Origin of the sequence: Halodesulfovibrio sp., from assembly GCF_015482765.1 — a bacterium.
GTDB lineage: Bacteria > Desulfobacterota > Desulfovibrionia > Desulfovibrionales > Desulfovibrionaceae > Halodesulfovibrio.
In genome coordinates this window covers 18,767-32,237 of the sequence record NZ_JADMLB010000010.1, presented here as the reverse complement: position 1 = coordinate 32,237, position 13,471 = coordinate 18,767, and the positions used below count along the sequence as shown (strand labels likewise).

The following is a 13,471-nucleotide window of genomic DNA, read 5'->3' as shown; positions in this document are numbered from 1 at the left end:
CGAGCATACGGGCTAAAAGAGGATCAAAAATCTCGGTCTGATGCCTTTCGATAACAGGACCAAGCATGATCATTTTTTCCTGACTGCGCTCAAGCACTTCTGTTGCGGTGATATTGCTACGCCCCTCTCCTGTGAACATTAGGAAAAGATCATTAAACAACCCTTCCCGTATCCCTCTACGCACATCATCAATTTTGTATGAAACAGCCTGAATATCAGGATTAATCTGATACAACGGTGAGACAGCATCATGCTGTGCGCTATTCACAAAATTCTGCGCTCCGGGAATCAGGTTTAAACGCTGCTTATAGCCAGCAGGAACGCGCATCGGCGGGTTCACAACCTTATGCACCGCCAGCAACTGACTCTTCGCCATCTCCTGAAGCATTTTGACATCTGGCAACACATCCATAGCCGGTGAATAGCCATACACATCTGCTCCGGTGACATCCCACCTTCCGCATAAATGTGGAAACTCCATAAACCCGCTTTCACTCAAAATGCCTGTAGCGTCTGTCCCCATTTCGAATGTAATTGAAGCCCAAGGCATATTTTTACTGCCAGCCAGAACCATATTTCTTTGGGCTGTCCCTACAAAATTCTTCCCCTCTCGTGGACAAACAAGATGTCCCACTTCAATCATGCTGTAAGGGTCACGTGTCAGCATCCGCCTAGCTGTGCGTGAAAGCCGCTCTTCTCCAAACTGAGTTGCCACCTGACGTACTGTCATCTTTGTCCGCCGCAACACAGTGTCTATTTTTCCGTACCGGTCAGATGCCCAGGCATACTCACCGCAAGTAAGACAAGAAAAGCTAAATGGACGTTGAACATCTGAAGCCATGTACATATCTGCCGAGCCAAAAGCCGCCAGTTCTGAATACATGCTGTGGGCAGCCTGATAAAACCCTGCGTGCGCCAGCTCATTGTAGATTCGGTTTTCAACAGCATCGAGCCACAAACGAATCGATGAAAGCTCCATCAGATCTTTATCCACGAGTCGTAAGCGAAACCATGGCTGTGCAGGAGAAGTCAGACCACTTTGCATTCCCGCAGCAAGAATACGGATTGATCTGGAGGCAGTACCGTCAATAATCTTCTTACTGAAACGGCCAGCCCCTTCTGACTCTGCATACGAAAATGTCCCTTTGTGAGGGACGATGTATTGAGCAACGTCCCGCCATGCAGGCTCCCAGTCATTTTTCTGGGCTTCAAGAAATGCCGCAGTATTGCGAACAGTTTTTAACAATGGCTGTGACACTCTTTCCTCCGTGTCTTCTGGAGAACATTGCGCAACATACTTGCCCCCATAGCCTAACTACCCAGTAGAGTATTCTTTCTTACTCGCGCTTCAGACTCATCGCCCATGCCGCCAGTAAGAATTGTCGCCCTTCTGCCATCCTGCTTGCGCTGGCTTCTGGCCGCAGCTGAATACAATTCAGCTTTATTCGCGGTCTGTCTTTCCCGCACAGGGGGGGCTGCCGGTGGTACCGGAGCAGGTGGTGGAGACACCACGGTTATTTTTCCTTTTCCTCCGCCCATACTGTTTTCTCCTTTGAATAGCTGCCGGCAGTGTTGTCCAAACCATCAACTGATATAACCAACTTCGCCAAGTACGATCACACCAAACACAGTACCGGCAGCCTCACTACATATTGAAATACAAGCACAAAGCATGAAAAAAGCCCTGCGCTCAGCACGCAGGGCGAAGATAAAACACTCTTTTTTAAAATTCGTTGAAAACGGGGTGATACATGGGTGTTACCGTGGTTCCACACGTACGTCACAACGGTGGACGCAATCACGAAATAAAGTAAACACTTTCAAAATGTAAAAAGATGTAAACAAATGACTTTGATTATACCATAAGCAATATTATATTCATTCAACCGTCTATAATTCAATTGAAAAAAGAGGGGGTAGACAAGCCCTATTGAAGTAAGTAGTGCACTTCGAGCATTGGGAAACGAGAAAACACTTATGAAAACGTATTTTTTTACAAACCAACAAAAGGATTATTTGTTTTTTACCATTGCGTTACTACTATTTACTTCACTATTTGTATTGTCTGATCCTGCAAATGCTTCAGCGACTAGTACCGCATCATTAGAAAAACGTTACGACCTATCCTACCTCATGAATGGTTGGGAACAAAAAAATCCTAAGAACGCGCACCCAAAGGAGCTCGTTCCAACTTTCGCCAACGACAAACTCATTACCAAAAAGATTACGGTAAAACGAGGTGACACCCTGTATGGGGTGCTGAAAAAAGCTGGCGTACCGCTAAGGCAACAGCGTCAAATCGTTGCCACAACATTAAAGCATAAGCCTTTCCGATTCGATGTAGGGTTAGCTTTAACCCTGACACTGAGAGTAGTCCCAAAGACTAAGAAAAAAGAACTTGTTCTTCTCAGTGTGCAGCTAAAAAACAACCGGAGCTTTGCAGTCAGGCTGCAACCAAACGGTACCTATAAAGCTGCTGTCGAGCGTGCTCAGTACAAGGGAAAACTGCAGTACGTAGTAGGTGTCATCAAAAACTCATTTGTTAAAGATGCACAGTATTTTGGTCTCCCGGCTTCTGTCGCAGCTGAAGCTCACAAGCTTCTAGCAAAACGGAAAAAACTAACTAGAAAAAACATTGCTAACAAAGACTTTGAAGTTATCTACGAAGTCTACCCCAAAGCGGCTGGACTTGCCCCGCACATCAAATACGTTCGTTTAGGAAAAGATCCTGCCATGCAGCTCTTTTACTATGAAGCCCAATCCGGCGGATCGTATTTCGATGCAAAAGGCAACACTACAGTTAGCAGAGGGAAAATCGAACTTGTTAAGAACGCACGAATCAGTTCCAAGTTCGGTTACCGTCGCCACCCTATTCTGAAGCGAAGAATGTTTCACTCTGGAGTAGACTATGCAGCACCAAGGGGGACTCCCATTCATGCTGCAGCAGACGGTACAGTCGATTTTATCGGACGCAAAGGCGGTTATGGTAACCACTTAAGCCTGCGCCACGATAAATCCACCCAGACAAGTTACTCGCATATGCGTAGGTTCAAAAAAGGACTAAAACGCGGCAGCAAAGTTAAAGCTGGTGATATTATCGGGTATGTTGGGAACACTGGTCGTTCCACTGGGTCTCATTTGCACTTTGAAGTGCGCAAGAATGGTAAAGCAGTTAACCCGCTCACAGCGAAACTGCCCCGCCCTTCAAAACTTGGAAAAGTCGAACTTGCTCAGTTTAAACTTTCTCAAGTACGTTTATTCTTACAGGTTGCACAGCAGCGTGTTATGACTGAAACACTGGCATCGCTGACCCCTGAAGCCATTGCAAAAGCAGCCTTATAACCCCTTATATGCTACATAAGCCCCGCAGAAAAATTCTGCGGGGCTTTTTAATGCTCACCTATAAAATTTTAGTGCCGATTCTCTGCGAATTCTTTTCGTAGAACTCCAGCACCTCACTATCATTCGTAGCACTTCGTTGCGCATATTGTGTTTGCCGCCACCATGTGGCTTTCAGCAGGTTATTGCGGGCTTCAATATGAACAGCCTCTGGAACGCCTACCATAGGAGTCTTCCACGTCACGGCCTCTGGAGAAACCGTCAGCACTGAATATCGCATGGGATGTGTATTGGCAGAAGGGGCTACCATGTAATTGACGCCTGCCAGCTCATCTACACGCATTCCAATATGACGATGCCCGGTAATCATCAACGGCGCTGCATTCGCATGCTTTTCAAGAACAGCCCTGACAGCTTCTGCGTTATCAACACAGAACCATGCTTTTGGCCCTCCTTTAAGCTCATCGCTAGACCATGGAATTACGTTGTGATGCATGAAGACAATATTCATTTCATCACTATGCTCAGTTAACTGCTTATCAAGCCAATCAAGCTGTTCTTGGGGAACAACGCCACCCCACTTCTTTTTTTCATACGGTAAATTAGCATCCAGCCCAATAATACGTAGCCCCGGAACTACGGAATGAGCCCAATACCGTTTTCCAGATTCATCATATCCCTTCCCTTTAAAGAAATGAACAAACTCCTCAATCGTCAAATAGTCAAAACCATCCCTGTGCTTTTCAACATTTACGGGTACAAAATCATGATTTCCTGCAATAACAAAGTACGGCACCGTCAACATATCCAAAAGCTCTTTTATGGCCTCAGCATTTTGTTTTTCACCGTCTAACAGTAAATCTCCTGTCACGACTACAAATGAAAGATCACGCTCCCGATTTAAGCTCTGAACAACCTGACGCACACAGTCCACACTGGCTGCACTCATCTTCATACCGTTCTTTCCCTTTATGTCTAAATGCGGGTCAGACAACACTCCAAAACGCACTGGAGAGAAAGAAGCCTTAGAAGGAGTAGCAAATGCTTTTGTCCCGCCTAATGACATACCAATGATCGTAGCTGCTCCTGCCTGAAGAAAATGACGACGACTGCTTATTTTCATTACATCTGTTCCTGTTTTTGTCCGTTTTCTGAAAAAACAACCTTTGACAATCAAATGTTACAACACCTCGCAATAATCAAAGCACTGCATCCTTTCGAAGATATTCAATCCATATCATTCTACCATTTCAAATAAATACAATAAGGTGGATAATAATGCAGACTGTTACCCACAAACAGCATTTGAGTGACAAAAAAAGCCCCTTTTGATTTCTCAAAAGGGGCTTTCCAAGTGATGTTTCGGTCAGGAGTTATTTGTCAGCGTGACGCAGTGCTTCAGGTGCAACACCTTCTTTCGCTGCGAAGTATTCACGAGTTTCGCGGACAATAACCGGGCTGAGGAAGATAAGTCCAAGCAAGTTCGGAAGAGCCATGAGACCGTTAAAGATATCTGCCAAAGTCCAAACCAGACCTACTTTCTGTACAGAACCAAAAAGAATAGCTGCAATGTATACCATACGGTACGGCTTAACAGCGCCAACACCAAGCAGGTATTCAATGGACTTTTCACCGTAGTAACACCAGCCAAGAATGGTGGAGTAAGCAAAGAGAATAAGTCCGATGGTTACAATGTACTGTCCACCCTCAAAACCAAGGCGGAAAGCTTCAGTTGTAAGAGATGAACTTGTGAGACCGGAATCCCAGTTAAACATGATGATTACAAGACCAGTCATGGTACAAATAACGATTGTATCAATAAAGGTCTGAGTCATGGAAACGAGAGCCTGATCTACAGGGTGTTTGGTCTGAGCAGCTGCAGCCGCAATCGGAGCAGAACCAAGACCGGATTCGTTAGAAAATACGCCGCGAGCAACACCAAAGCGAATAGCAGCTGCAACTGTTGCACCTGCGAAGCCGCCGGTAGCTGCCACTGGGTTAAAGGCGTATTCGAAAACAAGCCCGAATGCAGGGCCAATTTTCTCAATATTTGTGAGAAGAATAAACAGAGCACCACCAACGTAGAATACGATCATGATAGGAATAAGAATAGAGGTAACTTTACCAATAGACTTAATACCACCAAGAACTACGAGAGCAGTCAGAACGGCAAGAACAATACCGACGATGAAAGGATCAATACCAAAGGTATCTTTAACAGCAAGTGCTACAGAGTTAGACTGTACCATGTTGCCGATACCGAACGAAGCAATGGTTGCAAAAAATGCAAACACAGCGCCCAGACCTTTCCAGCCCAGACCACGTGCGATGTAGTACATAGGACCACCACACATTTCGCCGTTTTCATCCTTTACGCGATACTTAACAGCAAGCACGGCTTCACCATATTTGGTAGCCATACCTACAAGACCGGTAATCCACATCCAGAAAAGAGCACCCGGACCACCAACAGCGATCGCGGTAGCAACACCGGCGATGTTACCGGTTCCAACTGTTGCAGAAAGAGCGGTCATCAGAGCTTCAAAGTTAGAAATATCGCCTTCGTCTGCATCTGCATCCTTACGTCTAATAAGAGCAAGATACAAAGAATAGCCAAGTTTTCTAAACTGCAAGCCCTTCAGCATAATTGTAAGCAGAAGACCAGTACCAACCAACAGCGTCAGCATTACAGGGCCCCATACCCATCCGTCGATCATTTCCAGCCATGACATAAAGCTTTCCATCAGCATACTCCTGTTGCTTCTTTCACGCTTTCGCACTCAACATATAGAGCGGCTAAAAAACGTGCACAGGGACAACAGATCTTCATCCGTCACCCGCAGCTATGACTTAATACCTTCCCGAAAAACTTCGAGAATATGGGTCTAGCCATCAGTCAGAAAGCTGCAAGTCCCAGTACAGCTCACGACCAAGTCAAAATACTAAAGCCCATTCGACTAAAACGAATCATGAGCCATGTTACGCTGTTTTACCATTTCGTCAACATGATGACTTTTTACTTTCGCACACTGAATGTTCAAGCAAGGTTCCATTTTTTGCTTTTTTGTTGAAATATCCATGATTGGCCGAAACTAGTTGAGCACATAATCAAATAAAACACATGCTTTTTCAGGAGGTTAGGTAAAAATGAAGTTTTTCACAAGCTCCTGATTTTTCTTTATTTTTCATGCTATTCTAACTAGTTAAGATACTCACGTCTCATAATTGAAAAAACTGCACTTTTCAGACATTTTTTCTCTTTTTTTTGAAAAAAAACTGACGAAGGCATCTCGGTCACTAATCGAAACCCCAACTTTTCAATGAAGCGCAAAGCATGCCTGTACACCCGTGGCGTAAGGCCAAACAGCGCTTCAAGACAAAAATCACCCCTATCCCTTGAAAACAGTAAAAAATTCAATAAATACGTGGCGATATCCTGCTCTCTACCCTTTGAATTGTAAAACATTGTAAAATGAATCATCGCACACCGCCCCATGAAGTTGTTAAGCCATACTAAAGCGAGTAATTCCCCCCCTTCATAGGCAACATACACATAGTTTGTATCATCTTGCATAAATTGAACAAAATCGTCACATGTTGCAATTTCACCATCGTAAAAAACTATGTCTTTTTTGCCCTCTTCACATATGGATTGCCAAATGTTTGCCAACTCTGATTCGGTCAAACAATCAGCGAAATTCGGGATGTGTGCTCTAATTTCTATTTTTGCAGCCAACTCACTGTAAACACTATTCATACAGGTCATACTCCATATTTCCCAAATTAAAACTCTCAACATTCTGTGAAGATAAGGAAGGAAACTCTACCCCAAGCACCGGATCTAGAATCCGAGCCATGCAGTCGAGCATGTCATCATGAGTACTAACAGGAAAAGCCATGTACTCGTCTGCAATAAATTCCTTTGTCAGATCGCGCCATGTACCTTCCTGATCGCGAAAAGGCGAACGAACAGGCAAATACATTCGTCCCTGCTCAAACAAAGGAACCAGCTTACCGATGCGATCTTTTTTCGGAATACTCCCCCCAAGTTCCAGCACATCAAACCGATAATTTCGGCTCTGCATTTCAAAACGCAAATGCTCAATATCTGCCTGCATTCCATATCGTTCATACCCGACAGCCACAGGGCGGTATTGCCTATGCAAAGAAAAAAGGCAGGCTGCGCGTTCCGTAAGGTTCATTCTGTCCCGCACCCCACCAATGAGATAGTAGTTTCCGTCTTCTGCAAGCCCAATTACAAGCATTACGGTATAGTCACTGTTAGCCTTCTTTTCCCCGGCCGGATCAACAACAATGTACCGGTTCATCCCCTCCCAATGCGCAGGCTCTGAAGGTTGCCAATACCGTACCCACTCTTCCTTAAATCCTTGCACGCTGTCCGCCTTTGGATCTTGCAACATCTGGCATCCAAAGACGTATGGTCCCATCTGCCGGCGTTTTTTTGCTAGTTCTTCGGAAGATAAAAACACCGGCGTTCCGTCTGCTTTCCCATCCTGTGTTGCCGCATAAATTCTTGGTACCGCACCTTTTCGATCCATAATTGTTTTGTAGGTGTCATTGAAGTGATATCGAGTTCCAATATAGCGCTGTACCCCGCCGTGCATTCCGAGGTTAAGTGAAAGAGCCCAGCACTCTGTAACCTTATTTATCATTTCAGGTGTTGAAACAGAGTCACGGGTCACAACATCATCGTACACAAGAATCTGAAAATGTTTTCCCGTTGGCTGACCATCTACAAGCCCCCATGCCTCTACAGTAGCTTCTTTAGGATTATTCTCTCTACGCACGACAATCCCGCCGTCAACGGACCATCGTTGCGAATCTCTTTTGGGAGATTCCCACAGAATTTCAGGATAACAACGCTTCAGTACTTCATTTTGTTCAAATTCGTATTTAATTTGCGCTAGAAAACCTTTTGCAATCGGGCGGGTATGCGAAAATATCCCAACGGTAACTTCGGGGTTAACTAAAATATTCTGGATCGTTAACCCAAAGGTAATAATAGTCGATTTATAATGCTCTCTAGCCCATAGATCCAACATCCCATCCGGACTTTCCTGCACCTCGCGACACCGTGCAAAATGCCAGTCGTGATCCATATCCTTGCGTCCCATTATACGGGTAAGAAGAAAAAAAAGATCTCGCTTCCCCAGCTCTGCCATTAAACGAATCGCAGCACCTTCAGAATCTTTTCGTGCTTCAGCAAAAAGCGCTGCGTATTCCTCCGCAGCTTTGAGTCGTGAATGTAACTCCATCATGCCCTCCTCCAGCAATGAGAAAGCATACTACTGACACCTTTCAGAACTCACGCTCTGAGAATGGTCAAAGGGGGGCGATAACAGGGTACTGTACTGTTGTACGAAGGGTAGACGGGGAGTAGCTTGAAGAACGAGTGGGCATGCACTACATGCAAAAAGAATAGCTTTTTGCATATATTACATATTGCAAAAGATTAGAAAGGGCTATATGCAAAACAAACAACTTTTATATAGTATTTTCTACACCATAGCGCCCATTTAACGTCAGGAGATTAAAGAAATTGTCTTTGTTACATCTAATCAGGAAATAAATAGCTATTAAATAGCTACAGACCCCGCCTAAGTGCTCATATGAAGATACATCTGGCTAATCAAATTTTATCTTTACAGTAATATACTTACCTAATTCATTAAAGTTTTGCTTACTCTACTAACTATCTTCATCAGCGTAGATAATTAACTAACGTATTAAATCTCCCAGTTCTCTCTACCATCTTTTTTGTATTTATTTAAACAGCAAAAGACTTCTATTCCGAGCAGTCACAAAATGAGAATTTTGATATGACATTTACTGCAATTACCTTTTTTTGCGGAGTAATCGCTACTCTCGTTTATGTTTTTATTAACAACAAACTTCAATTACTACGAATTAACTTTAACCAACAAATTCAAGCATTAACTGAAAGAATTAATGCACTCGAAAACACCATCCCTCTTAAACACACTGAAATTAGAAACAATCATTCAGAATCTACTGAACCCAGCATAGAAATTTCTGGATCTGATGTAATAAGTACTAAGCTCCCCGAGACTATTGAAACAGATACAGAGCTCTCTGAAGACACTGAAGACTTCATTTATGAACAAACAGAGCCACCACAACACGAGCCATCACCTATAGAAGCTACGGCAAAACCCGACCTCGCCGTGGAAACTCCATTGGTTAAAGTTAACACAATGCCCAAAAAAAATGCGTCTGCAACGACGCGAACAAAGCCAAGACCATACCCCTCCCCTAAAAAGAAACAACAAGAATCTCAATTTCCAAGCATTGATCACGAAATCGATAAACTTCTCCAACTCGTTCTCAATTATTTTAAAACAGGAAACACCGTTGTAAAAATCGGACTTGTAATTTTATTTTTCGGTATTTCCTTCTTAATAAAATTTACAGCAGAGCAAGGATACTTGCCAGTTGAATTAAGATTAGCTGCGGCAGCATTAGGTGGAGTTATTTTAACTCAACTCGGCTGGCGATTACGTCGTAAAAAGCCGGACTACGCTCTGGCTGTTCAAGGTGGCGGTATTGGTATTCTCTTTATTACTACTTTTGCATCATTAAAGCTGTACAGCCTTATCCCCACACCATTAGCATTTATAATTTTGGTCGGGTTAGCTGCTTTTACTGCATGGCTTGCAATTATCCAAAACTCAAAGTCTCTTGCGGCGTTCGGCATAATAGGAGGCTTTGCTGCCCCAATACTGGTTTCTACAGGTCAAGGTAACCATCTCGTATTACTTAGTTACTATGCTTTACTTAACTGCGGAATTTTCGCCATTGCATGGTTTAAGTCATGGAGAATTTTAAACCTTCTTGGTTTTATTTTTACCTACATCATTAGTGCAGCATGGGGATACCTCAGCTATCAAAGCCATCTATTCTGGACTGTAGAACCGTTCTTGCTCATATTCTTTCTTATCTATGTCGCAATCCCTATTAAATTTGCTCAAAGACAAAAACCAAATCTAAAAGGCTATGTTGATGGAACATTGGTGTTTGGTAATGCAATCATGGCGTTTGCACTCCAAGTAAAACTTGTTCACACATTTGAATATGCATCAGCGTTCAGCGCATTAATTGCCTCTCTCTTTTATCTCAGCTTGGCTCGTTACCTCTTTCAAAAAAAGAACAGCAACTTCAAACTGCTTGTAGAAGCTTTCTTTGCTTTGGGCACTATTTTCGCCACTATTACAATCCCACTGGCATGTAATGGTCAGTTAACCGCTGCCGTATGGGCAGTTGAAGCTGCTGGAATATACTGGATCAGCTTAAAGCAGGATCGTCTGCTAGCTCGAATATTCAGCTCCTTACTACTCTTTGCATCAGGATTTATTTTCATAACGGATTATCAAGCTATTAGTTTTGGACCACCGTTTCTTAATAGCTTCTACCTTGGCTGCATTATGGTTGCCGCAAGTTCATTGGTAATTAGCTTTCTTGGATTTAAATTTTCAAACAAATTATCAAAAGATGAACACCCGCTTATTCCTATATTCTTTGTTTTAGGAAACCTTTGGTGGATCATTGGTGGATATATTGAAATCGAATATTATCTGCCTGCTTGGTGGAACGCTTCCAGCCCCGATATAACCGACTTTCCCGCGATGTGTGCAAAAAATCTCTCGACAGCTTACGTCTGCGCAGGACTTTTTCTTTGCTCCATTCTGGGACGAAAACTTAACTGGCATTACCTTACTAAAATAAGTTTTGCATCCATTGCCTTCATGGCAGCCTTGGCTCTGAGAATATTTACCGACAACATCCACCCGTTCGCATATGCAGGGTACCTTGTGTGGCCATTGGCTTTTATTTCCTACTACTACATATTGAAAAACAACGAAGACTTACCCCACATTCAAAACAACTTCTTCAAATATGGTCACGCAGGTGCCCTTTGGTTATTAGCTGCTATCGGCTCGGGAGAACTTGGATGGATCACTTCGCAGTTTGCATTGAATGGAGCTGCCTGGGAGACTGCCTCATACGCTCTTGTGCCTATCAGCCTTTCTGCACTCATTCTTTTGAAGTCAGATAAAATATCTTGGCCGATAAAAAAATATTACGATGACTATCTGCTCCTTGGAGTAAGTCCCATTTTAGCATTTACATGGATGTGGGTCTTCTTTTCTACACTCTATTCAACAGGGAACGCGACTCCGCTCCTCTACATCCCAATAATAAATCCACTTGAAGCGGTACAAGCGTTCTTTATGATTCTTCTTCCAATTTGGCTTTTTAAAATAAAAAAGATCAAACATATTGAAAAAATGCACATAGCGATCGTGTTAGCTGGAACGTACTTCTTATGGTTAAACGGAGTACTTATGAGAGCAATTCATCAATTTGCAGGTGTCCCGTTTGACATTAACTCGCTGTTCTCATCCCCGCTCGTTCAAATGTCATTATCTATGTATTGGTCAATCATCGGAATAGCCCTGATGATCGTAGCATCTAAAAAAATACATCGTTTGTTATGGCTGTCTGGTGGAGCCTTGATGGGAATTGTTGTAATCAAACTGTTCCTCATAGATCTTTCAAATTCTGGAACAATTGAAAGAATTGTATCATTTATCAGCGTTGGTATAATTTTGCTGCTCGTTGGCTACTTCTCACCTATTCCTCCTAAACGCCAATCTCCAGAGGCTCTTTCGAATGAAGATATCTAGTCTACGACGAACACTGCTACTTATGCTTATGTTTACAGCTTCCTCAGCATGGGGAGCTGTAAACATAACACCTAATGATTTCGGCTACGGATTCACGGTAAAATTTCTTGATGGAAAAAGTGTCTACGAATTTCTGTTGCCACAGAACGTATACCAATCTGTCACAAGAAGTGACCTTGGTGACATCAGAATATTCAACTCCAACTCTGAAATAGTACCGTATGAAATAATCACCCAAGATAAAAACTCGCTGACATCTATCGCAATTCCTTCCAGACCGCTTACCTTTTTCCCTCTTTACTCAGAACATGAAAGTACTACGGCCTTAAAAGGAATCGCGATTTCGACAAACTCACAGGGCACCATTATCAAAGTTGGAACATCTGCTGACGACCTGAAGGCCAAAGAAGAAAAACTCTCAGGATATTTGATAGATGCTTCTATGCTTGAAGCGCCGATCAAAAATATTCTTGTTAAGTTTGACACTGCAAATAACAAACAGTTCTTCAAAAAAATCAGTATCAACGGCAGTAACGACTTAGAGCACTGGAACAACGCTGCATCCAGTTCAGTACTCGCAAACTTAGTTCATCAAAAAGAAACTCTTGTTAAAAACATCATCAGTCTCCCCCATGGTGAATACAAGTACTACAAACTAAGCTGGGCTGATCATACTGAGCCTGTAAAAATAGCAAAGCTGACAGCTAATTTTGATAAAAAATCACAGGTCGGAAAAGTAACACGTAACTGGTTTGCAGTTGCTGGAACGATAGATTCTAATGATGATGCTTCGTTTCTTTATGAGTTGGATGGATATTACCCTGTTTCGAGTGTTCAAGTTAGCTTCTCACAGCCAAATACCTTCGGGAATGTAACCATTGAGGCACGAAATGACGTACACGCCCAATGGGTACCGTGCCAAACCAAAAACATTTATTCTCTCACTAAAGAGGGAACTATTCTTGAAGAAGGTACACTTAATTTTTCACCAAGAAGATTTAAGTATTGGCGACTCAAACTTAATTCACAGAAAGAAGCTTTCGGAAGCCATGCCCCCGAACTCAAGTTCGGTTGGGCTCCAGAAAAACTCCGTTTTCTGGCTAGAGGCACATCTCCCTTTTTTGCAGGCTTTGGAAACTCACAAATTGCGCCTATGGCACCAGTAAGCCTACAAGAGAATGGCTTTTCTGAATCTATCGGAATTGCATCATTAACGGACTACACCGTCTTTGGCGGAAAACCGAAGTTAACGTCTTCTTCTGTACACGAATATCCATGGAAGTCATGGATACTCTGGGCTGTGCTGGTCTTAGGCGTCTGCGGGTTGGGAAAAATGGCGTATAGTCTGATGAAAAGTATGAACGATGAAAATAAGGCGGGGTAAGGCAACATAAAGGCATTTATTT

Annotated in this window: 9 protein-coding genes; 3 read left to right on the top strand and 6 right to left on the bottom strand. The window is 43.1% G+C overall.

The genetic code is table 11. The features are described from left to right. On the bottom strand, window positions 1–1,258 hold a 1,258-nt coding region (locus QZY95_RS01380; protein WP_290918339.1), incomplete at its 3' end, for a portal protein. A gap of 53 nt (window positions 1,259–1,311) precedes the next feature. Next, window positions 1,312–1,539, bottom strand: coding sequence for a hypothetical protein (locus QZY95_RS01375; protein ID WP_290918336.1), 228 nt, complete (start codon window positions 1,537–1,539; stop codon window positions 1,312–1,314). 438 nt (window positions 1,540–1,977) lie between these two features. On the opposite strand from QZY95_RS01375, the gene QZY95_RS01370 reads away from it, so the two are divergent. Then, complete coding sequence (locus QZY95_RS01370) at window positions 1,978–3,342, top strand: M23 family metallopeptidase (RefSeq protein WP_290918333.1); 1,365 nt, start codon at window positions 1,978–1,980, stop codon at window positions 3,340–3,342. 58 nt (window positions 3,343–3,400) lie between these two features. Here the strand turns inward: QZY95_RS01370 and QZY95_RS01365 are convergent, their stop codons facing one another. The 4 genes from QZY95_RS01365 to QZY95_RS01350 form a co-directional block, all read right to left on the bottom strand. Next, window positions 3,401–4,462: a metallophosphoesterase gene (locus QZY95_RS01365; RefSeq protein WP_290918331.1), complete on the bottom strand. Its 1,062-nt coding sequence runs from the start codon at window positions 4,460–4,462 to the stop codon at window positions 3,401–3,403. 250 nt (window positions 4,463–4,712) lie between these two features. After that, window positions 4,713–6,083 carry a sodium:alanine symporter family protein gene (locus tag QZY95_RS01360; RefSeq protein ID WP_290918329.1) on the bottom strand — a complete coding sequence of 457 codons (1,371 nt, stop codon included), beginning with the start codon at window positions 6,081–6,083 and terminating at the stop codon, window positions 4,713–4,715. Between the two features lie 455 nt (window positions 6,084–6,538). Further along, on the bottom strand, window positions 6,539–7,096 hold the full coding sequence (locus QZY95_RS01355; protein ID WP_290918327.1) for a GNAT family N-acetyltransferase: 558 nt from the start codon (window positions 7,094–7,096) through the stop codon (window positions 6,539–6,541). Then, window positions 7,089–8,615 carry a hypothetical protein gene (locus QZY95_RS01350; protein ID WP_290918341.1) on the bottom strand — a complete coding sequence of 509 codons (1,527 nt, stop codon included), beginning with the start codon at window positions 8,613–8,615 and terminating at the stop codon, window positions 7,089–7,091. The genes QZY95_RS01355 and QZY95_RS01350 overlap by 8 nt, the downstream gene beginning before the upstream one ends. 564 nt (window positions 8,616–9,179) lie before the next feature. On the opposite strand from QZY95_RS01350, the gene QZY95_RS01345 reads away from it, so the two are divergent. Next, complete coding sequence (locus tag QZY95_RS01345) at window positions 9,180–12,065, top strand: DUF2339 domain-containing protein (RefSeq protein WP_290918324.1); 2,886 nt, start codon at window positions 9,180–9,182, stop codon at window positions 12,063–12,065. After that, window positions 12,052–13,449 (top strand): DUF3999 family protein, encoded by a 1,398-nt coding sequence (locus tag QZY95_RS01340; protein WP_290918322.1) that lies wholly within the window; start codon window positions 12,052–12,054, stop codon window positions 13,447–13,449. Before QZY95_RS01345 ends, QZY95_RS01340 begins: the two co-directional genes overlap by 14 nt. Window positions 13,450–13,471: the final 22 nt, after the last annotated feature.

Excerpts from the sequence above, each read along its gene's own strand:
- QZY95_RS01365 (WP_290918331.1), bottom strand. The coding sequence starts at position 4,462 with ATGAAAATAAGCAGTCGTCGTCATTTTCTTCAGGCAGGAGCAGCTACG.
- QZY95_RS01345 (WP_290918324.1), top strand. The coding sequence starts at position 9,180 with ATGACATTTACTGCAATTACCTTTTTTTGCGGAGTAATCGCTACTCTC.
- QZY95_RS01360 (WP_290918329.1), bottom strand. The coding sequence starts at position 6,083 with ATGGAAAGCTTTATGTCATGGCTGGAAATGATCGACGGATGGGTATGG.
- QZY95_RS01340 (WP_290918322.1), top strand. The coding sequence starts at position 12,052 with ATGAAGATATCTAGTCTACGACGAACACTGCTACTTATGCTTATGTTT.
- QZY95_RS01350 (WP_290918341.1), bottom strand. The coding sequence starts at position 8,615 with ATGGAGTTACATTCACGACTCAAAGCTGCGGAGGAATACGCAGCGCTT.
- QZY95_RS01370 (WP_290918333.1), top strand. The coding sequence starts at position 1,978 with ATGAAAACGTATTTTTTTACAAACCAACAAAAGGATTATTTGTTTTTT.
- QZY95_RS01375 (WP_290918336.1), bottom strand. The coding sequence starts at position 1,539 with ATGGGCGGAGGAAAAGGAAAAATAACCGTGGTGTCTCCACCACCTGCT.
- QZY95_RS01355 (WP_290918327.1), bottom strand. The coding sequence starts at position 7,096 with ATGAATAGTGTTTACAGTGAGTTGGCTGCAAAAATAGAAATTAGAGCA.